Here is a 24914-nt window from a genome sequence, read left to right as displayed (position 1 = left end):
CTCACCCCCCCGTCATCGACATGTGGCGCGCCGTCGCGGGACCAGCCCCGCGTGCATCCATGCGAAACTGGTGCTTTTCCGGCTTGATCCGCAAGGCTTCGTCGAGCGCCGCGGCAAGGTTCACGTCCGGCGCGTCAGACCGCAGCGCGGCGCGCAGATCAACCTGCTCACCCCCGCCGAGGCAGGGATAAAGCTGTCCGGTGGCCGTCACCCGCAAGCGATTGCAGCTTGCGCAGAAATTGTTGGTGTGCGGCGTGATGAGGCCCAGCCTACCGCCGGTTTCAGCGACCTCCAGATAACGCGCCGGGCCGCCGGTCGACACCGCAAGCGGCGTCAGCGTCCAGCGCTGTTCCAGCGCGGCCTGAACGGCATTCAGCGGGAGATATTGGTCAAGCCGCTCTTCCTCGACATCGCCCAGCGGCATCACTTCGATCAAGGTCACATCGTGGCCCTGCGCGTGGCCCCAGGCGATCAGGTCGGGCAATTCGTCTTCATTGACGCCCTTGAGCGCCACCGCGTTCAATTTGACCTTCAGCCCTGCTGCGTGGGCCGCCGCGATGCCTTCGAGCACCTGTGGCAACAGGTCACGCCGGGTCAGCTGCGCAAACTTCGCCCGGTCGAGCGTATCGAGCGAGACGTTCACCCGCCGCACCCCGGCGCGGGCCAGCGCCTCGGCATGGGCGGCCAACTGCGTGCCGTTGGTGGTCAGCGTCAGTTCGGCCAATCCCCCGTGGCCTTTGAGACCCAGCTTGCGCCCCAGCGCCGTGAACAGCTCGATGATGTCACGCCGCACCAGCGGCTCGCCGCCCGTGATGCGGATTTTGGTGACGCCGCGAGCGATGAAGCTGGAGGCGAGATCATGGAGCTCCTCAAGCGAAAGCACATCTTTCTTCGGCAGAAAGGTCATGCGTTCGGGCATGCAATAGGAACAGCGCAGGTCGCAGCGGTCCGTGACCGACAGGCGCAGATAGGTGATCCGGCGCTGGAAGCCGTCGACCAGCGGCGCGGGACGTGTCGCCCCGGCCCGCGGCTGGATCAGATCGGGCGTTCGGGGTGGCTGGATCGGCACGCCATCATTCATGGCACATGAGATACTGCCCTGTCACGCCGGGCGCATCAGACACGAAGCGTAATGTCGATTCCCGCGACTCGCCCGGCAAGCCGGCAATCACATTCACCCGCTTGGGCGCGGCCTCCCGCGCCAGATCGCGGGCCAGCGCCAACCGCCAATCGCGGTGGTCATGCGCCGCTGGAGGCAAGATGATTGCAAGCGCGCTGCAATCCGCCTCGCCCAGCAGCGTTCGTGCAACTTCGAGATGGAAGGCCATGAAAGCGGTGCTTGCGTCCAGCGCGTTATCCGGCAGCCGCCCGACCTCGATCCGCCGCATCATCGCGTCAACCCCCGTGAGCCGCGGGCCGTTCACGGTGGAGGGTGATGCCGATCTGTTCATTCGCTTCGGCAATGGCGAGCTTGACGATCTTGACCGTCACCGCCTCCACCCGCACATCCTGCACAAACAGGGTTTCGCAGATATGATCGGCCACCGCTTCGATCAGCTTGAAATGCACGCCCTGCGGCAAGCCGCCACTGGCAGCGAACTTCAGGTCCATGTAATTCTTGCTCGCATCAAGCGGCGTATCGGGATCGTAAAGATCTGCCATTTTAAGGCGCGCTGCGATAGAAATGCGCAGCGGTTGGGGCTTGCCGGTTTCCTCGGAATAGATGCCGGTCAGGACATCGACCGCAAGATCGTTCACTTCAAGGGTAAGGGTATCGTGCATCCCGAGGCCGTTGACAGGATGGGACGCACAAGTCCAGCACTGCCGCGCCCCCTGCCCTGCCCCACGTCGTGCAGCCCTGTGCCTAGCGGCTCCAGCGCGCAAAAATCGCGGTGGGGAGCAGGCGGCCGCCGCCATTCTCCTTTGTGCCTTCCTCGCGCACGGCGAGGTCGCCATGTTCGATCCGGCCCGGCAGATGCGACAGTGCCTCCTCCAGCAGACCCGCAATCGCAAGGCTGCTCATCCGCACGGCATAGACAGTGAGGAACAGGAAGCGGCTGTCATTGTCGAGCAGCCGGGCGCAATCAGTGACCAGACCTGCCAGGTGTTCTTCAAGCCGCCACACTTCCCCGTCGGGCCCGCGTCCGAACTTCGGCGGATCGAGGATAATCCCATCATACCGCTTTTGCCGGCGCACTTCGCGCGCGGTGAACTTCGCCGCATCGTCGGTGAGCCACCGGATCGGGCGGTCATCCAGCCGGGAGAGCGACGCGTTCTCCCGCGCCTGCGCCACGGATTTCTTCGAGGCATCCACATGCGTCACCCGCCCGAACCGCGACAGCGCCAGTGTGCCAAGACCGGTGTAGCCAAACAGGTTCAGCGTCTCGGCATCGGTCATGCCATCCAGTTGCGCGCGCATCCATTCCCACACCGGCGCCATATCAGGGAAGAATTGCAGGTGCCGGAACGGCGTGGGCCGCACAGTGAAGCGAACCTCATCCCATGCCAGAGGCCAGCCATCATCCGGCAGGCGTTCGCGAAACTGCCAGCGTCCGCCGCCATCCTCGTCAGAGCCGGGGACAAACTCACCCGCAGCGGGCCAATCGGGCAGGCGCGGATGCCACATGGCCTGGGGTTCGGGGCGAATGAAGCTGCGCTGGCCAAATGCCTCCCACTTGCGTCCCAGGCCGCTATCTAGCAGGCGATAGGAATCCCACCCGGCACATTCCATCACCAGCGGCTGCTGGACGAGATCGGCCATTACCCTGCGCCCATATCCACCGATGCACCCGCCGCATTTTCGAGCACGTGGTCACGAGAGGTGGCGTAATCACCGGCCAGCTCGATAAAGCTTTCCTTGCGCCCGAACAGATCACCCACCCGCGAAGGGAGCGAAGGCCGCACGCCGATGGCACGTTCCACAGCGTCAGGGAACTTGGCGGGATGCGCCGTGGCGAGCGTGACAATCGGCACGCCGGCTGGCAGGCGAGCCGCCACCGCCTGTGCACCGTGGAGGCCCACGCCGGTGTGCGGATCAATCACCTGCCCCGCAGCGCGATAGGCCCATTGCAGTGCGCGAGCGGTTTCGGTTTGATCGGCACGGGCGCTGATGAACAGGCCCGCGGCGCTCGTCGCCTGCGCGTTGGTGAGTTGCATCGCCTTGGTCGCTTCAAAGGCGTGCATCTGTGCAGCCATTGCCACCCCATCACGCCCGCCTGCATCAAACAGCAGGCGTTCAAAGTTCGACGACACCTGAATGTCCATCGAAGGCGTGATCGTGGCCGTCACCCCGCCCGCCGAGTAATCGCCGCTGGACAGCGCGCGATGGAGGATGTCGTTGATATTGGTGGCAACGATCAGGCGCTCGATCGGCAAGCCCATCCGGGCTGCGACATAGCCTGCGAACACATCGCCAAAATTGCCCGTCGGCACGCTGTAAGCCACCGTGCGGTCCGGCGCGCCGAGTTGCAGCGCGGAGGCGAAGTAATAGACCACCTGCGCCATCAGCCGCGCCCAGTTGATCGAATTGACCGCGCCGAGGTTCAGCGTGGCGGTTACGTCATCATCGTTGAACATGCGCTTCACATGGGCCTGCGCATCATCGAAGCTGCCTTCGATGGCGAGGTTGTGGACGTTTGGCGCACGCACCGTGGTCATCTGGCGGCGCTGCACGTCGCTCACCCGGCCCTTGGGGTGGAGCATGAAAATCTCGACCCGCTCGAGCCCGGCGACGGCCTGAATGGCGGCGGAGCCTGTATCCCCGCTGGTCGCACCGACGATGGTCAGGCGTTCGCCGCGGCGCTCAAGGAACGTCTCGAACAGTCGGCCCAGCAATTGCAGTGCCACGTCCTTGAAGGCGAGCGTGGGGCCGTGGAACAGCTCCAGCAGCCAGTGTTGCTGATCGAGCTGGACCAGCGGTGCGACCACCGCGTGGCCGAAATCGCCATAGACCGTGTGGCACAGCGCCAGAAGCTCGTCCTCGGTCAGGCTGGGCGTCACGAAGGGCGCCATGATCCGCGCAGCGAGATCGGGATAGGAAAGACCGCGCATTGCACGGATCTCTGCCGCGCTGAAGCGTGGCCAAGTGGCGGGCAGATACAGGCCGCCATCGCTGGCGAGGCCCGCCAGCGTAACCCCTTCGAAATCGAGCGCTGGTGCGCGCCCTCGTGTCGAGACGTATTGCATGGGGACGCCGCCTAAACCCGCCGCCGCCGTAATGCCAGCACGTAGATGATGAAGGCAGTAAGCGCGAAGAAGAACCACTGCCCCGCGTAAGCCAGGTGATTGTTGGGCAGATCGCCGGGATCAGGCTTGGCGAGAGGTTCCAGGCCGGCCTGCGGGGTTTCAGCCACCAGGCGCACGGTCTCGCCATAATTGGCAAGGCGTCCGGTCACCGGACCGCCGGCCCATTGCGGCGAATCGGGTGAACGCGACCAGCCAATTGTGACATCGGCAACCCCGCCACCGGCATGACTACACCGTGCGATGTGCACCCAGCCCGATCGGCCCGTCGCAGACTTGCCGCCAATCGGATCGATCCCGCGCACGTCCAGGCAATCGACTGTAGTACGTCGGAACAGATCGCGCTCATATTCTGCCGGCATCGGCCAGGGCACAACCGTGCTGTCGCCAAGCGCCGTTTCATAACGCGCGATCAGCGCCTCTTTCTCAGCCTTGCGTCCGAGCTGCCACACGCCCAGCGCAATCATCGTCGCCACAGCCGCCAGTACGATGATGGTGGCGAGGATCGGCACACGGCGGGTCATGGTTGCTGGCGTTCCTCGTATTGGTGGTAAACCCACATAGTCTTGTACAAGCGCAGCCCGCTGACCACTGCGCCCACAGTGAGCGGTGCCCAGATCAACAGCGACAACCACAGCGGAGGACGCAGCCATTCGTCCATACCCATCGCGGCCAAAATCAGCACCAGCGCCAGCAACATCGTTACCACGCCAACAAACCGCCCGCCGCGCTCCAAGGCGATGATGTCCAGACCGCAGGCGGGACATTCATCGGCAAGCGCCGCCGGCGCCGCAAACAGCGTCCTGGCGCCGCAACGGGGACACAAACCGGAAAGGGCAGCCGAGACAAGTCCCGGCTGCCCTTTGTTTTGCGTCGGACTTTCGCCCGGAAGCATCAGTGGTAATCAGCGCCCCACCCGCCCCACACGTAGATGGTGACGAACAGGAACAGCCACACCACGTCGACAAAGTGCCAGTACCATGCAGCGGCTTCGAAGCCAAAATGCTGGCGCGGGGTGAAGTGGCCGAGATAGGCGCGGTAAAGACAGACACCGAGGAAGATTGTGCCGATCACAACGTGGAAGCCGTGGAAGCCGGTCGCCATGTAGAAGGCCGAAGAATAGGTGTTGCCGCCAAAGCCGAACGGCGCCGCCGCATATTCGTATGCCTGAATCCCGCTGAACAGCACGCCAAGCGCGATGGTGGCCCACAGACCCTGCTTGAGCCCTACGCGGTCGCCGTGGATCAGCGAGTGATGCGCCCACGTCACCGTCGTACCCGAACACAGCAGGATCAGCGTGTTGAGCAGCGGCAGCGCGAAAGGATCGAGCACTTCGAGACCTGCGGGAATGAAGGCTGCTACCGCGCCCGCTTCGCCAAACAGGCTGGTGGTGGCGCCGGTCGCCTCGTCATAGGTCAGCGCGGTCGGGAACAGCGCAAAATCGAAGAAGCTCCAGAACCAGCCGACGAAGAACATCACTTCAGACGCGATGAACAGGATCATGCCATAGCGCATGTGGAGCTGCACCACCGGGGTGTGATCGCCGCGCTCGGCCTCGACCACGATGTTCTTGAACCACATGAAGAAGGTGGCGATTAGGCCCGCAAGGCCGGCCCACATCACGATGCTGGCTGCACTGCCGAACAGATCAGGGTGGAAGCTGAGCACCATCCCGCTGGTGAAGGTCAGCGCCGAAGCCGAACCGACCAGCGGCCAGATATCGGGCTCAAGAATATGATAATCGTGGTTTACTTTGCCAGCCATTGGTCGTTCCCGTCCCTGGGTTTTGCGTCAAAGGTTCAATTGGTGCGCGGACTGGTCGGGGTTACCGGGTCTTGTGCGCGGTGGAAAGTGTAGCTGAGCGTGATCTGCTCCACGCCCGCCATGTTCGGATCATCCAGCATTGCCGGATCGACATAGTACAGCACCGGCATGGTCACTTCCTGCCCCGGCTGCAAAGTCTGCTGCGTGAAGCAGAAGCACTGGATCTTGTTGAAATACTTGCCTGCCTGCTCCGGCGTCACGTTGAACGTCGCCATGCCGGTGATCGGCTGATCGCTGTTGTTGCGGGCGACATAGGTCGCAATATCGCGCTCCCCAATGGCGATGGTGTCGGTTGGCTGACTGGGTTGGAACGTCCACGGCATATTTGCGGGGACCGAGCCATCAAAGCGGATCGAGATGGTCTCGCCAGTCGCAAGTGACGCCGCGCGGGCCGCCTGGCTTTCGCTGGCAACCATCGTGGTGCCACCAAAGCCTGTGACCTGACAAAAAAGCCGGTACAGCGGGACCGAGGCATAGCCCAGCCCCAGCATCGCCAGTGCGCCCGCGAACGCCAGCAGCCCAACCCGCAGATTGCGGCGGGCGGCATCGTCCGAAACAGGCGGCATTGTGGCCATCAGCCGGGGTCTCCGATGCGCACGATGGTGATGGCGTAGAACAGCACCACAAAGAACAGCAGCGCACCGGCCACAACCCAGTTGCGGGCCTTGCGGCGGCGGAGAAATTCGCGTTCTTCCTGCGGCGTCATGTGATCAGTCCCTGATAGGCGGCGACACGATCGGCCACCAACGCAGCGAACAGCACGAAGAGATAGACGATCGAGTATTTGAACAACGCCTTCTCGGGCGTCATGGCATCCACATCAGCGCGGGTTCGGGTTGCAACTGGAAGAGCCAGAACAACGAACAGCGCCGAAAGCACCACGGCAACCGAACCATAGATCCAGCCTGTCCCACCAATGTACCACGGCGCAATCGCGATGGGGGTGAGCAGCAGCGTGTAGATCATGATCTGGCGGCGCGTCACCTTTTCACCTGCAACCACCGGCAGCATCGGGATACCAACTTTGGCGTAATCAGACTTTACGAACAGCGCGAGCGCCCAGAAATGCGGGGGCGTCCAGAAGAAGATAATCGCGAACAGCAGGATCGGCATGGCGGTGATCTCACCCGTCACAGCCACCCAGCCGATCAGCGGCGGAAACGCGCCCGCGCCGCCCCCGATCACGATGTTTTGCGGTGTGCGCGGCTTGAGCCACATGGTGTAAATAACCGCGTAGTAGATGATCGCGCCAAACAGCAGTGATGCCGCCAGCCAGCCAATCGCCACGCCCATCATCCCCACAGACACCGCCGATAGGAAAATCCCGAAATCGCGCGCATCTTCGCGCCGCATCCGGCCGCCGGGCAGCGGCCGGTTCATCGTGCGTTTCATCCCTGCGTCAAGATCGGCTTCCCACCAGTGATTGAGCGCGGCCGAACCGCCTGCCCCCATCGCGATGGCGAGGATCGCGGTAAAGCCCAACACCGGATGGATAGACCCCGGCGCTGCGAGCACGCCGCAGATCGCGGTGAAGATCACCAGCGTCATCACTCGCGGCTTGGTCAGCGTGAAGAAATCACGCCATTCCGTGGGCAGCATCGCTGTGGTCTGGGGTGCGGTTGAGGCCATGTGTGTCTTGGTTTCCATCGGCAAGGAGCGCGGCTCTTGCAAAGCCGCGCCCCCGCTTGTGTGTTCGTCCGGTCTATGCGGCGTGGCTGTCATCAGCTTAGCCGACGAGGCACCATCAGGCCGTGACCGGACGATGATCGTGATAGTCGTGCGCGTCGGTGATCACCGGCAGCGTTTCGAACTGGTGATAGGGCGGCGGGCTTGGCAAGGTCCATTCCAGCGTCGTCGCGCCTTCGCCCCACGGATTGGCTGCGGCCTTCTTGCCGGCCAGCAGCGCGTAAGCGATGTTGACGAAGAAGAACACCATCGAACCGGCCATGATGTAGTACCCGTAGGTGCTGACCTGATGCCAGAAGGTGAAGGCTTCCGCGTAATCGGGGTAGCGACGCGGCATCCCCTGCATCCCAAGGAAATGCTGCGGGAAGAAGATCACGTTCACGCCGACAAAGAAGGTCCAGAAGTGGATATGGCTGAGCAGTTCGGAGTGCATCCGGCCGCTCATCTTCGGGAACCAGTAGTAGAAGCCAGCGAACATCGAGAAAACAGCGCCCATCGACAGCACGTAGTGGAAGTGTGCGACCACATAGTAGGTGTCGTGCAAGTTATCGTCGATCCCGCCATTGGCCAACACCACGCCGGTCACGCCGCCCACGGTGAACAGGAAGATGAAGCCCATCGACCAAACCATCGGCGACTTGAAGCTGAGGCTGCCGCCCCACATCGTCGCGATCCAGCTGAAGATCTTCACACCGGTTGGCACCGCGATGACCATAGTGGCTGCCGTGAAGTACATCTTCGTATTCACGTCGAGACCCACGGTGTACATGTGGTGCGCCCAGACGATGAAGCCGACCACGCCAATCGCAACCATCGCATAGGCCATGCCGAGGTAGCCGAACACGGGCTTCTTCGAGAAGGTTGCAATGATCTGCGAAATCATGCCGAAGCCCGGCAAGATCATGATGTAGACTTCCGGGTGACCGAAAAACCAGAACAGATGCTGATACAGCACCGGATCACCGCCGCCGGCCGCATTGAAGAAGGTCGTGCCGAAGTTGCGATCGGTCAACAGCATGGTGATCGCAGCGGCCAAAACCGGCAGCGCCAACAACAACAGGAACGCTGTCACCAGCACCGACCACACGAACAACGGCATCTTGTGCAGGGTCATCCCCGGCGCACGCATGTTGAAGATCGTTGTGATGAAATTGGTCGCCCCCAAGATCGAGCCTGCGCCTGCAAGGTGCAGCGAGAAGATCGCGAAATCAACCGCCGGACCAACCGATCCGCTGGTCGAAAGCGGGGCATAGACCGTCCAACCCGTACCTGCACCAGGACCCGTGCCACCGGGCACAAAGAGCGAGAAGAGCAGGCTGAAGAAACCGGCAACCGTCAGCCAGAAACTGACATTGTTCATGCGCGGGAACGCCATGTCGGGCGCGCCGATCATCAGCGGCACGAACCAGTTGCCAAAGCCACCGATCATCGCCGGCATCACCATGAAGAACACCATGATCAGGCCGTGCGCCGTGATGAACACATTCCACATATGCAGCGCGGTGTTCAGATCATTGGCACCGCCCATGAACTGCGCCCACCACTGAAGGTACTGGATGCCAGGCTCGGCGAGCTCGACCCGCATGATCCCCGAAATTGCGCCACCCACAATCCCTGCGATGACCGCAAAGATCAGGTACATCGTGCCGATGTCCTTGTGATTGGTCGACATGAACCAACGGGCGAAAAAGCCCGGCTTGTGATCCGCGTGATCGTGGGCATCGTGCCCATGATCCTGATGGATGTCGAAGCCTTCTGCGGTGGTTGCCATGGTCAGCTACTCTTCTGCTTCTGTGTCTTGTTCAATATCAGCGCGCTGAAGCCAGATCGGCAACAGCAGCGTCGGCGGTGGGTTCGGGAGCGGCAGGAGCCGCGTCTTCACCCGGCATCGTGCCGCCCTGCTCCCTCACCCAAACGGCAAACTCTGCCGGGGGGAGCGCTTCAACAGCGATCGGCATATAAGCGTGCCGCGCGCCGCACAGTTCCGAACACTGGCCGTAATAAACGCCCGGTTCAGGGATGGTCAGCATCTTTTCGTTCAGACGGCCCGGCACGGCGTCCATCTTGAACCACAATGACGGCACGGCGAAAGCATGAATCACATCGCTTCCGGTGGTCTGAATGCGCAGCGGCACGCCTGCAGGCACAACCATGCGGTTGTCCACGGCAAGTTGCCCCGGTTCCCCCCGGCGCACAGCTTCGCCTTCGTCCAGCATGTTCGAAATCACTTCGAAGTCGCCGTGATCGGGATAGTTGTAACCCCAATACCACTGATAGCCCGTCGCCTTGATCGTGACGGCATCAGCCGGCGGCGTTTCGTACTGGCGGGCCAACAACGTGATAGAAGGCACTGCGATGATCACCAGAATGATGACCGGGAGAATCGTCCAGACGACTTCGATCGCCGTGTTGTGCGTAGTCCGCGACGCGACCGGATTGCGGCGGCGATTGAACCGGAACACCACGTACAGCAGCAGACCCAACACCAGCACGCTGATGGCCGTGATTACCGGCATCAGGATCGCATCATGCATCCACTGGGCATACTTGCCGTTTTCGGAATACTGATCCTGGAACGTCATGCTCTGGAGCGCGCCGTCCTCATAGGAAGTTGGCATGCCTTTGCCCTTGGTCGGAGCCATCGGCGTGTAGGCGCCTTCGGCGGCAGGTGCGACCGACGCTTCGGCAGGCGTAAGATTGCCCGCTCCAGCCTCTGCACCCGGCGCGGTCTGCGCGCCTTCGACCTGACCGGCTTCCGTTGCAACAGGTGCCGGCGCAGCCACATCCTGCGCCGCTACGCTTAGCGGTGCGAAAGCCGCGAGACCGGCAGCAAGTGCCGTCAGGAATACTTTTTTCATACGGGTGTTCTGACCCATCACATGTGTCCAAGTGGTTCTAATCTGATCCCATACAGCCCGTCGCTTGGTCTATGTAGACCCGCTTCAGACTGCGTTCGCCTAACCTTAGGGTTGGCTTCGATCCTGCCTTTAGCCCTGCTTGCCGAGGGCCTCAAGCGCTTCTAGGGAGAAAATTATGCAAGGCGCCATGTCTGAGGCGCAAGTCGGCGCTTTCTTTCATGTTTTCTGGGGGTTTTTGCACGTGACACAAGACGAGGTTCTGGCCGAATTCCGCCATTCTGGAGCGTTACTGGAGGGCCATTTCAAGCTCTCTTCCGGTCGGCATAGCGGCCACTACCTCCAATGCGCCAGAGTATTGATGAACCCTGCCCGCGCTGCCCGATTGGCGCACGCGGTGGTGGCTGGCATCCCGGCGGAAGTGCTTGATCAGGTTGACCTTGTTGTCTCTCCGGCGATGGGCGGAATCATCATCGGCCACGAAGTCGGACGTGCGCTCGGCAAGGATGCGCTGTTCCTCGAACGGCCCGACGGTGTATTCCACCTGCGCCGCGGCTTTGCACTAGCAAAAGGGGCCACGGTGCTGATGGTGGAGGATGTCGTCACCACCGGCCTTTCGAGCCGCGAAGCCATTGCAGCAGTTGCGCGCGAGGGCGGTCACGTCATCGCTGAATGCGCCATAATCGACCGATCTTGCGGCTCGGTCGATCTGGGCGTGCCCTTCTACCCGCTGCTCGCCATTGATTTTCCGACCTATGCCGAAAACGACATCCCTGACGGTTTGAAGCGCGTAGAAGTGACGAAGCCCGGCAGCCGCAAGGAATAGCACAGCATGATCCGCATTGCCGTTGCACTCCTTGCCTTGGCCACTCCCGCTTGGGCCGCGGCACCGGACGATTTTTCCGAAGACAGAGTGCGGACTGTGATCGCAGACGCCAAGTTTGATGGCGACATTGCGATTTCGACCAGAATCGATGCCGCACAGCCACCGCGCTTCCGCCACGTTGGCGCATTGCCGCAGGCCTATCGCGGCAGCGATGATGGGCTGACCTGGCGCTGGGCCTCGATCACCAAGCAGATCGTGGCGATCCTTGTGATGCAGCAGGCTCAACGCGGCGTGATTGACCTGGATGCCCCCATCGCAACCTATCTTCCCGCCTTTCGATCGCCCAATGCAGGCTCCGCGACGGTCCGCAATCTTCTTCAGCACCGCGCTGGCTTGCCCAATCCCGAAACTGATGACGGCGCCTTCTATTCCACCGATTTTTCGGGCAGCCGCGATCCCATCACCGGCTTTTGTGCCGGCCCCGGCACATCCGCGCCCGCTGGCAACTGGGCCTATAACAACTGCGACTACATGGTGCTGGGCGCGGTTCTGGAAGCGGTAGCGGGGCTTGGCTGGGACAAACTGTTCCTGCGCGACATCGCAGGACCGCTCGGATTGGAATACGCCGGCGCTTACCCAGGAGAGCCGTTTACCCGCTGGGGCACGATCGATGGCCTGCGCGAACCGGAGATTGATCTTGCCACGTTCGGCGCCTCGGCAGCCCTTTATGGCAAACCCGACGATATTCTTGCTATCGACAATGCCCTGATGCGCGGAGAACTGCTCGGCCCGGAAGCCTTGGCGGAAATGTGGAGCGGCGATCCTGCGCTGGGCTTCATGGCGCTGGGCCAATGGGTGTTCACAGCACCGCTCGAAGGCTGCGCAGCGCCGGTACGGATTGTCGAACGGCGCGGGGAAATCGGCGCAATCGAACTGCGCAATTTCATCCTGCCTGACAACGAGATGGCAGTGGTCGCCTTCTCGCAATCCAAACCGTTCGATTTTGGCGAGGTATGGATGGGGCGCGGGTTTTCATACGATTTGCTTTCCGCTGCTGCCTGTCCACAAGGAACACCATGAACCAGACCCCCCACCCGCGCCCGCTTCGTCTCGGCGTGAACATTGATCACGTTGCCACCATTCGCAATGCCCGCGGCGGGGATCATCCCGATCCCGTGCGTGCCGCGCAGATCGTTGCCGCTGTCGGCGGCGATGGCATCACTGCCCATTTGCGCGAAGACCGTCGTCACATTCATGACGAGGATCTGGCACGCATCCAGCAGGCCACCAATCTGCCGCTCAACTTCGAAATGGCAGCGACCCGCGAGATGCTCGAAATCGCGCTCAAGCATATGCCGCATGCCGCCTGCATCGTGCCGGAAAAGCGCGAGGAGCGAACCACCGAAGGCGGTCTTGACGCGGCGGGGATGCACAACACGCTTGCCCCGATTGCGGAAGAATTGCGCAGTGCTGGCATCCGCCTGTCATTGTTTATCGAAGCGGACGAGCGGCAATTGGACGCGGCCCTTCGGCTGGGCGCGCCGGTTGTGGAATTCCACACGGGCGAATATGCCCATGCCATGCTTGATGGAGACCGTGACCGGGTTGAGCGCGAACTGCGCCGCATCACTGATATGGCCGCGCTCGCCGCCAAGAACGGGATCGAGCCGCACGCGGGCCACGGCCTCACCTTTGAAAACGTGCAGCCCATCGCCGCGATCCCGCAAATCGCAGAACTCAACATCGGGCACTATCTGATCGGGGAAGCGGTATTCGTCGGCCTTGAAAACGCGATCCGGCGGATGCGCGAACTGATGGATGACGCGCGCTAGGCATGACCGAACCGGATCTCCCCACGCTGACCGGCGCGCAGAAGCGCTGGGCGTTTGCGGCGGCCGCGCTCTTCCTCGTGGCCATCGGGTTTCTGGGTTTCGCGCTGAACACCCGGGTGATGGTGGTGTTTGCGGTGGGCTGGATCACCTTGCAGATTTTCGGATATGTCGGCGCGCTGAGGATCGCCAAGGGTGATTTTGCGCATCCCTTGTTCAAAAGCCAGGTAATGCTGCACGTCACGGCGCTGATCTTGCTTGTCGCTGTCGGTATGAAGGCGCTGAAATGATCATCGGGATGGGTTCGGACCTCTGCAATATCGAACGGATCGCAAATTCGCTTGCCCGTTATGGCGAGCGGTTCGAGAACCGCGTGTTCACACCCACCGAAATCGCCAAGGCGCGGCGCCGGCCTTTCACCATTGCCGGCACCTACGCCAAACGCTTTGCCGCAAAGGAGGCCTTCAGCAAAGCGGTCGGCACCGGGTTCCGGCGCGGCGTGTTCATGAAGGATATTGGCGTGGTCAACGCCCCCTCGGGCGCGCCCACGCTGGCGTTGACCGGCGGCGCGGCTTTGCGGCTTGAAGAAATGATCCCGAACGGCCATGAGGCGCGCATTCATCTCACTCTCACCGATGATCACCCGTGGGCGCAAGCCTTCGTGATCATCGAAGCCCTCCCTGTGTGACAAGCGCCCCTGTGGCCCGCATCGAAAGCCCGCACGTGACCGACAGCAACGCCTCTGAAAAGGTCAATTGGCTTGCCGAAATCCGCGGTCTCGGGCTGATGCTGCTTGCCGTGCTGGCATTCCATAGCCTTGTCGCCAAGCCTTTCTACATTCCCTCAACGTCAATGATGCCGGGTCTTTGGGTGGGTGACCGTCTGGTGGTGAGCAAGTATCCCTATGGCTGGTCCTGGGCCTCGGCCAGCTTCCACATTCTGCCACGCGCAAACTGGCGCGTGCTCCCATCGACCCCGGAATATGGCGATGTCGTGATCCCCGTCCATCCGGATCAGGATGTCGATTACATCAAGCGAGTCGTGGCGCTGCCGGGCGACACGATCGAAGTTCGCGGTGGGCAGATAATTTTGAACGGCCAGGCGATCCCGCGCGAAGTTGTGCCGTCCGTCCGCCTGCCGTTCGAGCCTGAACTGATGTGCAGCAGTTACAGCGGTGAACAACCCTGCCTTCAGGCGTTCGAAGCCTATCGCAAGACCGGCCCTGATGGCGCGCTCTATTTCGATCCGCCAACCTGGCGCGAGACCCTGCCGAATGGTGCGACCTATCTCACCATCGATTACCGCGATCAGGATCTCGACAATTATGGCCCGGTTACCGTGCCCGAAGACAGCGTCTTCGTGATGGGTGACAATCGCGATCTATCGGCTGACAGCCGTGCACTGGCGATTGCCGACGGGCTTGGCGGACCGGTGCCAATGGCCAATATCGGTGGGCGCGCGGAGTTCATCACCTTCAGCCTTGACGGATCGACCACCTGGAACCCGGCGAGCTGGTTTACCAGCTTGCGCGGTGACCGCGCCTGGACCACGCTGCGTCCCGCTTTGGCCGAAGGCGCCGGAACCAACGCGAACGCCAAAACTGGCGCCCCATAATTTAAGGTAGCGAAACACGAATGGCTCGCAAGTTTCTCTATTTCGTCGCTTTCTGCATCGTTCTGGTGATTGGCGGGCGCATCGCGTACGAGCTGTTTCAAGATGAACTGGCGGAAATCGCCCTGGTGCCCTCCGCCGCCTTCGCGCCGGTCAGGCCGCTTGAAGCCAACGCCTATGAAGACACTGCCCTATGGTATTCGCGGCCTGGGATCGGTGTGAACGATCCCGCACGCTGGCAGCCGACCTATGCCGGCGAGGACGTCCCATCGCCCGTGGTGGCCAAACCACCCCAACCCTTTGCCGTCTTCTTCGTTCATCCCACCAGCTACCTCAACCGCACCCAATGGAACGCCCCGCTGGACGACGGCGGCGATCCGGATGCCGAGCGGATCGCACGGATTTACCTTCGCGGTATGGCGAGCCCCTTCAACGCAGCCACGGAAATCTGGGCGCCGCGCTACCGGCAAGCGACTATGGGCGCGTTCCTGACCGATCAACCCGAAGGCAGGCAGGCGATCGACGCAGCCTATTCCGATGTGCGCGAGGCGTTCCGCTTCTTCCTCACCAGCGTCGCGCCCGATACGCCGATTGTACTGGCAGGCCATTCGCAAGGCGCGCTGCATCTCAAGCGGCTGTTGGCCGAGGAGGTCAAAGGCTCGCCCGTCGCAACGCGGCTGGTGGCGGCCTATGTCATCGGCTGGCCCGTTTCGGTCGAACATGACCTCCCCGTTATCGGTGTTCCGCCGTGCCTCGCGCCTGACCAAGCCGGCTGCCTGATCAGCTGGTCAAGCTTTGCCGAACCTGCGGACCCTTCTTCCGTGCTGGAAGCTTACGGCAAGGCGAGCGCGCTCGATGGCAAAGCGCCCGGCAAGACTCCGATGCTGTGCACCAACCCACTGACGGGTCTTGTTGGCGGCACTGCACCCGCCAGCGCCAATCTGGGCACGCTGGTGCCCGAAGACAGCATGGAAAACGGGGAGCTAATGCCAGGCCTGGTGCCTGCGCGCTGCGATGCCCGCGGACTGCTGTTGATCGGCCCGCCGCCTGAAATGGGCTCCTACGTGCTGCCGGGCAATAACTACCACGTCTATGATCTGCCGTTGTTCTGGGCCAACACCAAGGCTGACGTGATCCGCCGGGCCGAGGCATGGAGCGCCCGTTGAGCCCCGTGGGCGCGTTGATTTTCGAGGACGCGCGCGGCTTTGTGGATGCACTGGGTGAAGGCGGCGTGTTGCTGGGCCTTGATCTTGGCACCAAGACATTGGGCACGGCAACCTGCGATGGCGGCTGGCGGTTTGCGACCAACGGAATCACGATCCAGCGCGGCAAATGGGGCCGCGACCGGGAAACTCTTGCGGCGTTGATCAAGAGCCGCAGCATCAAGGGCATCGTCCTTGGTCTGCCCCGCAACATGGACGGCTCGGAAGGGCCGCGCGCGCAAGCAAGCCGCGCCTATGCCCGCAATTGTGCCGACGCGTTCGTCCTGCCCATCCTGTTGTGGGACGAACGGTGGTCCACGCAGGCTGCCGAAGCGGCCATGATCGGACAGGACATGAGCCGCGCCAGGCGTGCCGCCGCCATTGATGCCCACGCCGCCGCCATCATCCTGCAAGGCGCGATCGACCGGCTGGCTGGCGGCGTGCTTTAGAACCGGCGAAAATCTCCGTTGCAAGGCAGCAGCGCCCGCCCCTATGGCGCGCAGCATGAACACACCCCCTGCCCGCTTCGATGCACGCGAAGCATCGAAATGGTTTTTCAGCCACGGCCATACCGGCTGGCTCGGCCTCAAATATGCCGATCAGGGCGACAACTGGGTCGAGCTGGAACTGCCGTGGCGTGAAGACCTGCTGGGCGAAGCCAGCCGCCCGGTGCTTGCCTCGGGCCCAATCATCAGCCTGATGGACATGGCAAGCGGCATGGCGATCTGGCAGGCCAGTGGCCATTTCACGCCCGTGGCAACGCTCGACCTGCGCGTCGATTACCAGCGGGCTGCCCGCGAACGCGCCAGCGTGCGCGGCCGGGTCGAATGCTACCGCCGCACGCGATCCGCTGCCTTTGTGCGCGGCATCGCGCATGATGGCGATCCCGATGATCCGGTGGCCCATGTCGCCGGCGTGTTCATGACCATCGGGGCCGATCCACGCGCCGGCAACCCGGCCCTGAAAGGCGAAGCAAATGGCTGACCGGTTGGAACTGCCCGCCTATGCCCGCTCGCTCGGCATCGCGATGACCGGAGAGGACGCCGGAATGCCGGTGCTGTCCGTTGATTTCGGACCCACGGTGGAAGGGCGTCCGCAGCATTTCCACGGCGGCGCGACAGCCGGTTTGCTGGAAAACGCAGGCTACGCTGCGCTGCGAACGGCTTTGCTCGCCGCCGGGCGCGATCCGCAATTGAAGCCGATCAACATAACCGTGCAATATCTCGCTGCAGGCAAAGCGAAACCCACTTTTGCACTGGGCCGCATCACCCGGCTGGGGCGGCGCAACGCCAATGTCGCGGTCGAAGCGTGGCAGGATGACCGCAGCCGTCCAATCGCGACCGCCGTCATGAACATCCTGATGGTTTAAGGCGGGGACGCCGGCGCAGGGGTTGGTGCTGGCTGAACCACCAGCCCCCCTTCGCCCAACCGCATTTCAACCGGCACGCCTTCCTGCCGCAGGATCACCCCGTCACTCTCGATTGTAAGCGTCGCCCCGTCCTGACCCAGCGGGATTTCTTCGCCTTCCAGAACATCGAGTGGCTGCACCGGACCTTCGGGATCGGGCGAGGTGTCCGCCTTTGGCGCAGGCGCAGCCTCGATCCGCAGCGCGCCGCGCATGAAATCGCGCCAGATGCGCGCGGGCGTGCTGCCGCCCGTGACACCACCCAGCGGGGTGTTGTCATCATTACCGACCCACACGCCCACCACCAGATCGCCCGCATAGCCCACGAACAGCGCATCACGGTAATCCTGGGTCGTGCCGGTCTTGCCGTAATTGGCGATTGGCAACACCGCGTTGCGCCCCGTGCCCCGGTTGATCGCCGCACGCAGCATATCCTCCAAGTCCTCGTGCGTGCCCGACGACATGGAATCCTTGGCCGTCGTCAGCCATTCCCACCAGCTCTGCTCGCCGCGCGCGAACGCATGAGGCTCGACCGGATAGTCATTCGCCGCGATCCCGGCATAAGCGGCCGTCAACTCCATCAAAGTCAGTGATGAGGTGCCAAGGGCAAGGCTGGGGTCGCCCTCGGTCATCGGCGCCGTGATGCCTAGGGCCCGCGCGGTGCGGATCACCTTTTCGCTGCCCACCGCCTGAAACAGGCGGACAGCTGCGACATTGCTCGATTGTGCGAAGGCATCTTCAAGCGTGATCTGTTCGGAATATCGTTCCCGTCCGTTCTTGGGGCGATAGCTGCCTTGCGTGATCGGCGTGTTGGGGATCGTATCATCCGGCTCCCACCCGGCTTCCAGCGCGGCAAGATACACAAAGGTCTTGAACGTCGATCCCGGCTGGCGGCGGGCCTGCGTCACCCGGTTGAAGGGCGACGTGCTGTAATCGCGCCCACCGACCATCGCGACCACTTCGCCATTGCGCCGCATCGCCACCAGCGCCACCTGCGCGCCGCCCAGGGGCGCACGGGCAACGATCCGGCCGGCAAGCGCCTGAAGGCGCGAATCGAGCGTGGTGGTGAACACTTCACGCGAATAGCTTGCCTCCATGCCCTCGCGCGCCAGCGGCAAAGCCCAATCCGCGAAGTAGGTGCCGGTCGGCAGGTTATCACCGCGGTTGCGCACGTCGATGCGCGGATCGGGCAAGGCAGCAGCCTCGGCGGCGGTCAGATAGCCGACATCGACCATCGACTGGATCACCAGCTCCATTCGCTTCTTGGCCCTGTCGTAATGCTTCGTGGGCGCATAGCGTGACGGTGCCTGCAGCAAGCCGGCCAGCATCGCGGCCTGTTCGGGACGCAGCTTTTCGGGCTGGCGGTAAAAATAGTGCAGGGACGCTGCCCGAAGGCCATACTGGTTGTCGCCGAAATAGGCGTTGGAAAGGTAGCGTTCGAGGATTTCGTCCTTGGTCAGCCATGTCTCCAACCATACCGCGATCAAGGCTTCTCGTGCCTTGCGGGTGAGCGATTGTTCGGGCGTCAGAAAGGTGAACTTGGCCAGCTGCTGCGTGATGGTCGATCCGCCGCCATAACCCGTCCATGCCGCCCGTGCGATGCCGCGCGGATCGACGCCCCAATGCGAATAGAACCGCCGATCTTCGATGGCGATGAAAGCCTCGACCACGTGAGGCGGCAGATCGGCGACCTTGACTGGAGCCTCAACGACGGCGCCCTGCCGTGCAATCGGCGTGCCATCGCTGGCCAGCAACGTGACCTGCGGCGGAGCAATGGGTTCAAGGCTTTTGGACAGCGGCGCAGTGAAGGTGAGCCATCCGATCAACAGTGCAAGCACCGCCGCTGACGCCATGACCCCGCGCCCCGTCCACCACAATTTGGAGCGCGAACGCCAGTAATCGCGCTGCCACCACCGGAAGCGGCGCTTTTCCGTCGCTTCAAGCGCGTCGTCGATCTGGCCAAGCTGCGCGTCCCATGCGTCGAAATCCGGCGTTCGCGCTGCGCGGGGGCGCGCGATGTCGTCATCGTCGAGTGGGCGGCTCGATTCGTAAAGCGGGTAGAACCCGCCTGGCGACGCGTCGCCGGCGGCTCCGTCACCGGTGCGTGAGCCTTTCCAGAATCGATCAAACAGAGCCATGATGGCAACCGTATTACCAGCCTAAGACACTTGGTAGCAAGGTCAAGGATGCTCGCTGCGTCAATAGGGCTGGCCAGTTGCAGGGGGCACGGTCATCAACTCGCCCGCATCGAACGCCGCCATACAGAGCCGCGAAATCACGGAGTCGCTGGTGCCTTCTCGGTGCGTACCAATCCTGATGCCGACGCCATTGTTGTGGAGGTCCATCGCCCGCTCGCGCGGCGGGTTGGCCGAATAGGCCTCATGCGCGTTGGTGAAAGTTCGTGCATTCTGCGCGCCCAGATCGCGCGCGAGCAGCGCCGATGCAAAGCAGTGGCGGAAAGCATCGCCTTCCCCGTTATGCTGGCCTTCGCGAGGAAAAAGGCGGCGCGCCTCGGCCGATGCCTTATCCCTGACCTCCATTATCGTGCCAACGTGATGCGGATGCGTCATCAGGTAGAGCTTTTCGGCTGGCGTCAGGCCTGACAAAATTCCGCGGATAATCGGTCCATCGGTCATGACCTTGCCCCCTTCAGTCCGTCACGATTTCCGAATTTTCGAACGTCCCGTCGGCATCGAAGTCTATGATCAGCCACTGCGAATCCACGGCCGAAAATCCCTCTTCTGGCCCCAACCAGTACACAAGATCATGATCTGCGAAATACGGGGTATCCGTCGGCGGTCCAAGCAGAGCGATCACGTCCGCCCGTGACATTGACGGCACGAGCAAACGCGCGCGCACATCCTCAACCATCTGGCGGCGCGGGTATGGTGCCTCGTACCAAGCGTCTTCATCAGACCACACCTTTGGATCGAAGGTCATCGCCGTTCCATCGCCTCTGTAAGATTGCGCATCAGATGCCGGATAGTCACCAGGCGTGCACGCGATCGTGCAGCCGAGCGCCACAAGAGAAAAGCTGAGGCTTGATATGAAGCGTTTTAACAAGACCATGGCCCTGCAACCTCCTGCGGGCCGAGCGTGTGCCGAATTGCTTCAATTGTAAATCGAATTACCGCTTCTTCGCAGCGCCTTCAGGCAAGTCCTCACCAAAAACGCGCTGATAATACTCGGCTACCAGCGTACGCTCTGCCTCATCACACTTGTTGAGGAAACTGAGTCGGAACGAAAAGCCTGTCGATCCGAAGATCGCCGCGTTCTGCGCCCAAGTGATGACTGTACGCGGGCTCATCACGGTCGAAATGTCGCCGTTGATGAAGCCCTGTCGGGTCAGTTCCGCGACCTTGACCATATCGGCAATCAGCTTGTCATCAGCCTTCGGCGTCTTCGACTTCACGATCTGCTGTTCGACTTCAGGCGCAAGGTAATTGAGAGCGACCACGACATTCCAGCGGTCCATCTGTGCCTGATTGATCGCCTGCGTGCCGTGATACAGGCCCGATGTATCGCCAAGACCGACCGTATTGGTGGTGGCAAACAGCCGGAACCACGGATTGGGCGTAATCACCCTGTTCTGATCGAGCAGGGTCAGCCGACCATCAAATTCGAGGATGCGCTGGATCACGAACATCACGTCCGGGCGGCCCGCGTCATATTCGTCAAAGGTCAGCGCCACCGGATGCTGAAGCGCCCATGGAAGGATGCCTTCCTTGAATTCAGTGACCTGCAGCCCGTCTTTCAACACGATCGCATCGCGCCCGATCAAGTCGATCCGGCTGATATGCGCGTCAAGGTTCACACGAATGCTCGGCCAGTTGAGGCGCGCGGCGACCTGTTCGATGTGGGTCGATTTGCCCGTGCCGTGATAACCCTGCACCATGACCCGGCGGTTGTGCGAAAAGCCGGCAAGGATCGCCAGCGTCGTATCCGGATCGAAGACGTAAGACCCGTCCGTTTCGGGCACGTGTTCATCGCCGTGCGAGAAGGCAGGCACTTGCCAATCGACATCAATGCCGAAGACCTCGCGGACATCGACCGTCGTGTCGGGCTGGTTGGGCATGGCGTTATCGCCGGTGACATTTTTGTGTGAAGCAGAAGTCATCGCCGTTTCGGTTAAAGCGCAGACGCCGCATCTGCAAGCGGTGGTTTGGCAATATTCGCTCGCAATTTTTGCATCCCCGTTCCCCTCGGCCCGGATCCTTCCTATATCGGCAAACATGGCCGATCCCGTTGAATCCCTGCGTCTCAAACTGGTGTCCCAGGTGCGCGGGATGTTCAACGACACGGCGGGCGGCGAGCAACCTGTTCCCCCTTCGGATGATGCACTGTTTGCCCGCGATACGCCGATCCGCCAGGTCCACGCCGATATTGTCGGGATGATGACCGGCGGGGTGCGCGCGCTGCTGCTACAGATGCTCCACCCCCATGCGCTGCAAGGCGTGCTCGATCATTCCAATTTTCGTGAAGATATGCACGGGCGGCTTCGGCGGACCGCGCGATTCATTGCCATCACGACCTTTGGCCACCGCGATGATGCAATGAAAGCGATTGACCGGGTCAATCGCATCCACGCCAAGGTGGGCGGCACCTTGCCCGATGGCACCCGTTACGAAGCTACCAATCCGCGGACACTGGCCTGGGTTCACGTGACCGAAGCACAAAGCTTCTTAGCGGGATACATCCGCCATGTGCGGCCCGATATGCCGCTGGCCGATCAGGATGAGTATTATCGGCAGTTTGCCGTGATCGCCCGCGCTTTGGGCGCCGATCCGGTGCCAGAAACCCGCGCCGAGGCCGAAGCAATTATTCGCGAACTGCGCCATGACCTCCAAGGCTCTGTAGCAGCGCGTGAAATTGCGCAACTGGTGTTGAGCCAGCGGCCGAACGGCTCCCCGCAGGCGGTTCAGACCATGATTACCGCCGATTCGGTCGCCATGCTACCCGACTGGGCGCGCACGATGTTGCGGTTGCAACGCCCGAGACTGACCGCTTTGCCCGCCCGTGCGGCGACTTGGGGCATGGGACGTACGCTGCGCTGGGCCTTCCGCCAGGACGCCCCGACGCCACGTCCTTAGGGAGGCGTCGGCGCCGCGCTGATGAAACGCGCGCCAGGTCAGGTCAGCGCCCTGCTGTTCCTGAGCAGTTGGTAGGCATCTACCACCGCGGTCAGCCTGTCCTCGTGCCGCCGATCGCCGCCGTTGCGGTCGGGGTGAAACCGGCGCACCAATTCGGAATAGCGGCGCCTGAGCCGTGTGCGGTCGGTGTCGGAACCCAACCCCAACGTTTCGAGCGCCTGCGCTTCCTCCCGCGAAAAACGCCCCGTGGATGCCATTCGCGCTTCGCGTTCGGCGCGGCTGCGAATGCCCCGCGCACGCGCAGCAATGGCATCGAGCGGATCGGCATAATCGGCCCAGCGCGGAATGCCATCAATCCCGGCATCGGGGCGAAACGCGCGGGTCTCAGGGCGCCACCCTGCAATCGGTGACTGTGCGGCGAGGATTTCCTCGTCGCTCATTCCCTTGAACCAATTATAGCCGGCATTGAATTCACGCACGTGCTCAAGGCAGAACCATCGCCAATCGCCCGGTCCATCGGCGCCATTAGGCCGCCCGCCGGGCGCACGGAATTCCCCCGCGTCGCCGCAGCCCGGCGCCTCGCATTGGCGCCCCGCGCTCTCGACGCGGCCGTGAAATCGTGGTGAACGCATAGCCTTTGCAAATGGCGATTGGGCTCCCAAGTTCCAACCCTGAATTGCCTTTGCCAGACTGCAAAAAAGGAATGCCGTGATGACTGGACGTGTTGCCGAAGAAATGCAGGCCCTGTTGACCGAAGCGTTTGCGCCCACGCGGTTGGCCATCATCAACGATAGCGCCAAGCATTCCGGCCACATGGGCGACGACGGATCAGGCGAATCGCATTTCACCATCGAGATCGACGCACCAGCCTTTGCCGCCATGAACCGGCTGGCCCGCCAGCGTGCAGTGATTGCAGCGCTGGGTGACATTGTCGGCGGGCGGGTTCACGCGGTGGCGATCAAGGCGGGCGTGCCGGCAAAATGAGCCTCAACCCCTCCCCTCTCAACCCCACGCTGCGCCTGCGCCGGGCGGCGCGGCTTATCGTGCTCGATCCTCAGGATCGCGCGCTGATGTTCCGTTTTGATGTGCCGGGCCGCGACCCTTTCTGGGTAACCGCAGGCGGCGAGTGCGAGCCGGGGGAGAGTTTCGAGGATGCGGCACGGCGCGAATTGCTGGAGGAAACCGGCATTGTTGCTGATCCCGGCCCCCAGATCGCGCAGCTCACGCCCGAATTCATCACGGTCGAGGGCGAACCGGTGCAGGCAGACGAACGCTTTTTTCGCGTTCGCGTGTCCGAGGCCGTCATCGACACCACGCGGCACACCGCAACCGAGCAACGGCTGATGACGCAGCACCGCTGGTTTACCCGCGCAGAGCTTGCCGATTGGCACGAGGCGGTGTTTCCCGAAACCATCCTCACCATGATCGATCAGGACAGCGGCACATGATTACCCAGACCATCACCCCGGTCACCCACGACCTTGGCGAATTTACCGTGCGCCGCGTTCTGCCTTCCAAGGCGCGCAGCATGGTTGGGCCATTCATCTTCGTCGACCAGTTCGGGCCCGCCGATCTGACGGGCGAAGGCGTGGCGGTCCGTCCGCATCCGCATATCAATCTGGCGACAGTGACGTGGCTATTCGATGGCGCGATCGATCACCGCGACAGCTTGGGCACCTGTGCCACGATCCGTCCCGGTCAGGTCAACTTGATGACCGCCGGGCGCGGGATCGTGCATTCCGAACGCAGCCCCAAAGGCGAATTGGCCACCAATCCGGGGCTATTCGGAATGCAGACGTGGCTCGCGCTGCCCGATGGGCGCGAGGAAATTGACCCGGCCTTTGAAGCGATTACCGATCTGCCCGTCATAGCGGACAAGGGCGCCAAGGCCTGGGTCATCATGGGCGAATTGTGGGGTGCCAAGGCGCCGACCACCACCCATGCCGCCACGATCTATGCCGAAATCCTCCTTGAACCGGGCGGTTCAATCCCGCTGGACGCTGAAGCGGACGAGCGGGCGGTGATGCTGGTGAATGGGAATGCGCAGGTCGATGGCATCGCCTTGGAGCAATACCAGCTTGCGGTGCTAGCACCCGGACAGGCGATGCGTCTTGCCAGCCAGATCGGCGCGCGGGTGATGCTGCTGGGCGGAGAGGCCTTCACTACCAAGCGGCACGTGTTCTGGAACTTCGTCAGCTCTGATCGTGATCGCATCAATCAGGCCAAGGAGGATTGGCGCGAGGGCCGTTTCCCCATAGTGCCGGGCGACGAGCACGAATTTATCCCCTTGCCCGACAAGCCCAAGACCGTCAGCTATCCCTGAAATCATATTCGGGAGAGAGTA

32 protein-coding genes are annotated in these 24914 nt (G+C 62.3%); 14 read left to right on the top strand and 18 right to left on the bottom strand.

Annotated elements, in window-relative coordinates; genetic code table 11:
- Position 1 precedes the first annotated feature (1 nt).
- The 13 genes from moaA to coxB form a co-directional block, all read right to left on the bottom strand.
- On the bottom strand, positions 2 to 1081 hold the full coding sequence (gene moaA / locus ACRANW_RS07510; RefSeq protein WP_479431207.1) for a GTP 3',8-cyclase MoaA: 1080 nt from the start codon (positions 1079 to 1081) through the stop codon (positions 2 to 4).
- Positions 1074 to 1424 (bottom strand): Rossmann fold domain-containing protein, encoded by a 351-nt coding sequence (locus ACRANW_RS07505; RefSeq protein ID WP_479431206.1) that lies wholly within the window; start codon positions 1422 to 1424, stop codon positions 1074 to 1076. Before ACRANW_RS07505 ends, moaA begins: the two co-directional genes overlap by 8 nt.
- Positions 1396 to 1782 (bottom strand): dihydroneopterin aldolase, encoded by a 387-nt coding sequence (locus tag ACRANW_RS07500; protein WP_479431205.1) that lies wholly within the window; start codon positions 1780 to 1782, stop codon positions 1396 to 1398. Before ACRANW_RS07500 ends, ACRANW_RS07505 begins: the two co-directional genes overlap by 29 nt.
- 82 nt (positions 1783 to 1864) lie before the next feature.
- On the bottom strand, positions 1865 to 2761 hold the full coding sequence (locus tag ACRANW_RS07495) for an RsmD family RNA methyltransferase (protein WP_479431204.1): 897 nt from the start codon (positions 2759 to 2761) through the stop codon (positions 1865 to 1867).
- Positions 2761 to 4185 (bottom strand): threonine synthase, encoded by a 1425-nt coding sequence (gene thrC, locus ACRANW_RS07490; protein ID WP_479431203.1) that lies wholly within the window; start codon positions 4183 to 4185, stop codon positions 2761 to 2763. Before thrC ends, ACRANW_RS07495 begins: the two co-directional genes overlap by 1 nt.
- Positions 4186 to 4196: 11 nt before the next feature.
- Complete coding sequence (locus ACRANW_RS07485; protein WP_479431202.1) at positions 4197 to 4766, bottom strand: SURF1 family protein; 570 nt, start codon at positions 4764 to 4766, stop codon at positions 4197 to 4199.
- Positions 4763 to 5137 (bottom strand): DUF983 domain-containing protein, encoded by a 375-nt coding sequence (locus ACRANW_RS07480; protein ID WP_479431201.1) that lies wholly within the window; start codon positions 5135 to 5137, stop codon positions 4763 to 4765. The genes ACRANW_RS07485 and ACRANW_RS07480 overlap by 4 nt, the downstream gene beginning before the upstream one ends.
- Entirely contained in the window at positions 5137 to 6006 is an 870-nt protein-coding gene (locus tag ACRANW_RS07475; protein ID WP_479431200.1) for a cytochrome c oxidase subunit 3, read from the bottom strand. Before ACRANW_RS07475 ends, ACRANW_RS07480 begins: the two co-directional genes overlap by 1 nt.
- Positions 6007 to 6041: 35 nt before the next feature.
- Positions 6042 to 6641 (bottom strand): cytochrome c oxidase assembly protein, encoded by a 600-nt coding sequence (locus ACRANW_RS07470; protein ID WP_479431199.1) that lies wholly within the window; start codon positions 6639 to 6641, stop codon positions 6042 to 6044.
- The gene (locus ACRANW_RS07465) at positions 6641 to 6772 is read right to left on the bottom strand and encodes a hypothetical protein (protein WP_479431198.1); all 132 of its coding nucleotides are present in this window, start codon (positions 6770 to 6772) and stop codon (positions 6641 to 6643) included. The genes ACRANW_RS07470 and ACRANW_RS07465 overlap by 1 nt, the downstream gene beginning before the upstream one ends.
- Entirely contained in the window at positions 6769 to 7713 is a 945-nt protein-coding gene (locus ACRANW_RS07460; protein ID WP_479431197.1) for a heme o synthase, read from the bottom strand. The genes ACRANW_RS07465 and ACRANW_RS07460 overlap by 4 nt, the downstream gene beginning before the upstream one ends.
- 97 nt (positions 7714 to 7810) lie before the next feature.
- A complete protein-coding gene (ctaD, locus tag ACRANW_RS07455) occupies positions 7811 to 9523 on the bottom strand; it encodes a cytochrome c oxidase subunit I (RefSeq protein WP_479431196.1) in 1713 nt (570 codons plus the stop codon).
- Between the two features lie 37 nt (positions 9524 to 9560).
- Positions 9561 to 10628 (bottom strand): cytochrome c oxidase subunit II, encoded by a 1068-nt coding sequence (coxB, locus tag ACRANW_RS07450; RefSeq protein ID WP_479431195.1) that lies wholly within the window; start codon positions 10626 to 10628, stop codon positions 9561 to 9563.
- 223 nt (positions 10629 to 10851) lie between these two features.
- On the opposite strand from coxB, the gene pyrE reads away from it, so the two are divergent.
- The 10 genes from pyrE to ACRANW_RS07400 are packed head-to-tail and all read left to right on the top strand — an operon-like array spanning position 10852 to position 17444.
- Positions 10852 to 11433, top strand: a complete 582-nt coding sequence (gene pyrE, locus ACRANW_RS07445; RefSeq protein WP_479433888.1) for an orotate phosphoribosyltransferase — start codon at positions 10852 to 10854, stop codon at positions 11431 to 11433.
- A gap of 6 nt (positions 11434 to 11439) precedes the next feature.
- Positions 11440 to 12513 carry a serine hydrolase domain-containing protein gene (locus tag ACRANW_RS07440; RefSeq protein WP_479431194.1) on the top strand — a complete coding sequence of 358 codons (1074 nt, stop codon included), beginning with the start codon at positions 11440 to 11442 and terminating at the stop codon, positions 12511 to 12513.
- Positions 12510 to 13265 (top strand): pyridoxine 5'-phosphate synthase, encoded by a 756-nt coding sequence (locus tag ACRANW_RS07435; RefSeq protein WP_479431193.1) that lies wholly within the window; start codon positions 12510 to 12512, stop codon positions 13263 to 13265. The genes ACRANW_RS07440 and ACRANW_RS07435 overlap by 4 nt, the downstream gene beginning before the upstream one ends.
- Positions 13266 to 13267: 2 nt before the next feature.
- Positions 13268 to 13552, top strand: coding sequence for a pyridoxal phosphate biosynthetic protein (locus ACRANW_RS07430; protein WP_479431192.1), 285 nt, complete (start codon positions 13268 to 13270; stop codon positions 13550 to 13552).
- Positions 13549 to 13950, top strand: coding sequence for a holo-ACP synthase (acpS, locus tag ACRANW_RS07425; RefSeq protein WP_479431191.1), 402 nt, complete (start codon positions 13549 to 13551; stop codon positions 13948 to 13950). Before ACRANW_RS07430 ends, acpS begins: the two co-directional genes overlap by 4 nt.
- Positions 13947 to 14876, top strand: a complete 930-nt coding sequence (gene lepB / locus ACRANW_RS07420) for a signal peptidase I (protein ID WP_479431190.1) — start codon at positions 13947 to 13949, stop codon at positions 14874 to 14876. Before acpS ends, lepB begins: the two co-directional genes overlap by 4 nt.
- Positions 14877 to 14896: 20 nt before the next feature.
- Entirely contained in the window at positions 14897 to 16039 is a 1143-nt protein-coding gene (locus tag ACRANW_RS07415) for a DUF3089 domain-containing protein (protein ID WP_479431189.1), read from the top strand.
- Positions 16036 to 16524, top strand: a complete 489-nt coding sequence (gene ruvX / locus ACRANW_RS07410) for a Holliday junction resolvase RuvX (RefSeq protein ID WP_479431188.1) — start codon at positions 16036 to 16038, stop codon at positions 16522 to 16524. Before ACRANW_RS07415 ends, ruvX begins: the two co-directional genes overlap by 4 nt.
- A 55-nt stretch (positions 16525 to 16579) precedes the next feature.
- Complete coding sequence (locus tag ACRANW_RS07405) at positions 16580 to 17059, top strand: PaaI family thioesterase (protein WP_479431187.1); 480 nt, start codon at positions 16580 to 16582, stop codon at positions 17057 to 17059.
- Complete coding sequence (locus tag ACRANW_RS07400; RefSeq protein WP_479431186.1) at positions 17052 to 17444, top strand: PaaI family thioesterase; 393 nt, start codon at positions 17052 to 17054, stop codon at positions 17442 to 17444. Before ACRANW_RS07405 ends, ACRANW_RS07400 begins: the two co-directional genes overlap by 8 nt.
- On the opposite strand, the gene ACRANW_RS07395 is transcribed toward ACRANW_RS07400, so the two are convergent.
- From ACRANW_RS07395 to ACRANW_RS07380, 4 genes are all read right to left on the bottom strand, one after another.
- Positions 17441 to 19618: a transglycosylase domain-containing protein gene (locus ACRANW_RS07395; protein ID WP_479431185.1), complete on the bottom strand. Its 2178-nt coding sequence runs from the start codon at positions 19616 to 19618 to the stop codon at positions 17441 to 17443. The two genes, ACRANW_RS07400 and ACRANW_RS07395, sit on opposite strands and share 4 nt — an antisense overlap.
- A 60-nt stretch (positions 19619 to 19678) precedes the next feature.
- Entirely contained in the window at positions 19679 to 20116 is a 438-nt protein-coding gene (locus tag ACRANW_RS07390; protein ID WP_479431184.1) for a DUF6973 domain-containing protein, read from the bottom strand.
- Positions 20117 to 20129: 13 nt separating this feature from the next.
- Entirely contained in the window at positions 20130 to 20543 is a 414-nt protein-coding gene (gene bamE, locus ACRANW_RS07385) for an outer membrane protein assembly factor BamE domain-containing protein (protein WP_479431183.1), read from the bottom strand.
- 64 nt (positions 20544 to 20607) lie between these two features.
- Positions 20608 to 21597 (bottom strand): AAA family ATPase, encoded by a 990-nt coding sequence (locus ACRANW_RS07380; RefSeq protein ID WP_479431182.1) that lies wholly within the window; start codon positions 21595 to 21597, stop codon positions 20608 to 20610.
- Between the two features lie 115 nt (positions 21598 to 21712).
- On the opposite strand from ACRANW_RS07380, the gene ACRANW_RS07375 reads away from it, so the two are divergent.
- Positions 21713 to 22570: an oxygenase MpaB family protein gene (locus ACRANW_RS07375; RefSeq protein ID WP_479431181.1), complete on the top strand. Its 858-nt coding sequence runs from the start codon at positions 21713 to 21715 to the stop codon at positions 22568 to 22570.
- Between the two features lie 38 nt (positions 22571 to 22608).
- On the opposite strand, the gene ACRANW_RS07370 is transcribed toward ACRANW_RS07375, so the two are convergent.
- The gene (locus ACRANW_RS07370; RefSeq protein WP_479431180.1) at positions 22609 to 23202 is read right to left on the bottom strand and encodes a DnaJ domain-containing protein; all 594 of its coding nucleotides are present in this window, start codon (positions 23200 to 23202) and stop codon (positions 22609 to 22611) included.
- A 79-nt stretch (positions 23203 to 23281) separates the two neighbouring features.
- On the opposite strand from ACRANW_RS07370, the gene ACRANW_RS07365 reads away from it, so the two are divergent.
- Genes ACRANW_RS07365 through ACRANW_RS07355 form a run of 3 tightly spaced genes read left to right on the top strand, consistent with a single transcriptional unit; the run spans position 23282 to position 24893 of the window.
- The gene (locus ACRANW_RS07365) at positions 23282 to 23554 is read left to right on the top strand and encodes a BolA family protein (protein WP_479431179.1); all 273 of its coding nucleotides are present in this window, start codon (positions 23282 to 23284) and stop codon (positions 23552 to 23554) included.
- Entirely contained in the window at positions 23551 to 24018 is a 468-nt protein-coding gene (locus ACRANW_RS07360; RefSeq protein WP_479431178.1) for an NUDIX hydrolase, read from the top strand. The genes ACRANW_RS07365 and ACRANW_RS07360 overlap by 4 nt, the downstream gene beginning before the upstream one ends.
- Entirely contained in the window at positions 24015 to 24893 is an 879-nt protein-coding gene (locus ACRANW_RS07355; protein ID WP_479431177.1) for a pirin family protein, read from the top strand. Before ACRANW_RS07360 ends, ACRANW_RS07355 begins: the two co-directional genes overlap by 4 nt.
- Positions 24894 to 24914: the final 21 nt, after the last annotated feature.

Source organism: Erythrobacter sp. 'gip.4 top 5' (assembly GCF_056495765.1).
This window is presented reverse-complemented; position numbering and strand designations above follow the sequence as displayed.

Bases quoted from the DNA above. Each gene is read 5' to 3' on its own strand.
- moaA (WP_479431207.1), bottom strand. From the start codon at position 1,081: ATGAATGATGGCGTGCCGATCCAGCCACCCCGAACGCCCGATCTGATC.
- ACRANW_RS07500 (WP_479431205.1), bottom strand. From the start codon at position 1,782: ATGCACGATACCCTTACCCTTGAAGTGAACGATCTTGCGGTCGATGTC.
- ACRANW_RS07495 (WP_479431204.1), bottom strand. From the start codon at position 2,761: ATGGCCGATCTCGTCCAGCAGCCGCTGGTGATGGAATGTGCCGGGTGG.
- thrC (WP_479431203.1), bottom strand. From the start codon at position 4,185: ATGCAATACGTCTCGACACGAGGGCGCGCACCAGCGCTCGATTTCGAA.
- ACRANW_RS07485 (WP_479431202.1), bottom strand. From the start codon at position 4,766: ATGACCCGCCGTGTGCCGATCCTCGCCACCATCATCGTACTGGCGGCT.
- ACRANW_RS07480 (WP_479431201.1), bottom strand. From the start codon at position 5,137: ATGCTTCCGGGCGAAAGTCCGACGCAAAACAAAGGGCAGCCGGGACTT.
- ACRANW_RS07475 (WP_479431200.1), bottom strand. From the start codon at position 6,006: ATGGCTGGCAAAGTAAACCACGATTATCATATTCTTGAGCCCGATATC.
- ACRANW_RS07470 (WP_479431199.1), bottom strand. From the start codon at position 6,641: ATGGCCACAATGCCGCCTGTTTCGGACGATGCCGCCCGCCGCAATCTG.
- ACRANW_RS07465 (WP_479431198.1), bottom strand. From the start codon at position 6,772: ATGACGCCGCAGGAAGAACGCGAATTTCTCCGCCGCCGCAAGGCCCGC.
- ACRANW_RS07460 (WP_479431197.1), bottom strand. From the start codon at position 7,713: ATGGAAACCAAGACACACATGGCCTCAACCGCACCCCAGACCACAGCG.
- ctaD (WP_479431196.1), bottom strand. From the start codon at position 9,523: ATGGCAACCACCGCAGAAGGCTTCGACATCCATCAGGATCATGGGCAC.
- coxB (WP_479431195.1), bottom strand. From the start codon at position 10,628: ATGGGTCAGAACACCCGTATGAAAAAAGTATTCCTGACGGCACTTGCT.
- ACRANW_RS07440 (WP_479431194.1), top strand. From the start codon at position 11,440: ATGATCCGCATTGCCGTTGCACTCCTTGCCTTGGCCACTCCCGCTTGG.
- ACRANW_RS07435 (WP_479431193.1), top strand. From the start codon at position 12,510: ATGAACCAGACCCCCCACCCGCGCCCGCTTCGTCTCGGCGTGAACATT.
- ACRANW_RS07430 (WP_479431192.1), top strand. From the start codon at position 13,268: ATGACCGAACCGGATCTCCCCACGCTGACCGGCGCGCAGAAGCGCTGG.
- acpS (WP_479431191.1), top strand. From the start codon at position 13,549: ATGATCATCGGGATGGGTTCGGACCTCTGCAATATCGAACGGATCGCA.
- ACRANW_RS07415 (WP_479431189.1), top strand. From the start codon at position 14,897: ATGGCTCGCAAGTTTCTCTATTTCGTCGCTTTCTGCATCGTTCTGGTG.
- ACRANW_RS07405 (WP_479431187.1), top strand. From the start codon at position 16,580: ATGAACACACCCCCTGCCCGCTTCGATGCACGCGAAGCATCGAAATGG.
- ACRANW_RS07400 (WP_479431186.1), top strand. From the start codon at position 17,052: ATGGCTGACCGGTTGGAACTGCCCGCCTATGCCCGCTCGCTCGGCATC.
- ACRANW_RS07395 (WP_479431185.1), bottom strand. From the start codon at position 19,618: ATGGCTCTGTTTGATCGATTCTGGAAAGGCTCACGCACCGGTGACGGA.
- ACRANW_RS07390 (WP_479431184.1), bottom strand. From the start codon at position 20,116: ATGACCGATGGACCGATTATCCGCGGAATTTTGTCAGGCCTGACGCCA.
- ACRANW_RS07380 (WP_479431182.1), bottom strand. From the start codon at position 21,597: ATGACTTCTGCTTCACACAAAAATGTCACCGGCGATAACGCCATGCCC.
- ACRANW_RS07375 (WP_479431181.1), top strand. From the start codon at position 21,713: ATGGCCGATCCCGTTGAATCCCTGCGTCTCAAACTGGTGTCCCAGGTG.
- ACRANW_RS07370 (WP_479431180.1), bottom strand. From the start codon at position 23,202: ATGCGTTCACCACGATTTCACGGCCGCGTCGAGAGCGCGGGGCGCCAA.
- ACRANW_RS07365 (WP_479431179.1), top strand. From the start codon at position 23,282: ATGACTGGACGTGTTGCCGAAGAAATGCAGGCCCTGTTGACCGAAGCG.
- ACRANW_RS07360 (WP_479431178.1), top strand. From the start codon at position 23,551: ATGAGCCTCAACCCCTCCCCTCTCAACCCCACGCTGCGCCTGCGCCGG.
- ACRANW_RS07355 (WP_479431177.1), top strand. From the start codon at position 24,015: ATGATTACCCAGACCATCACCCCGGTCACCCACGACCTTGGCGAATTT.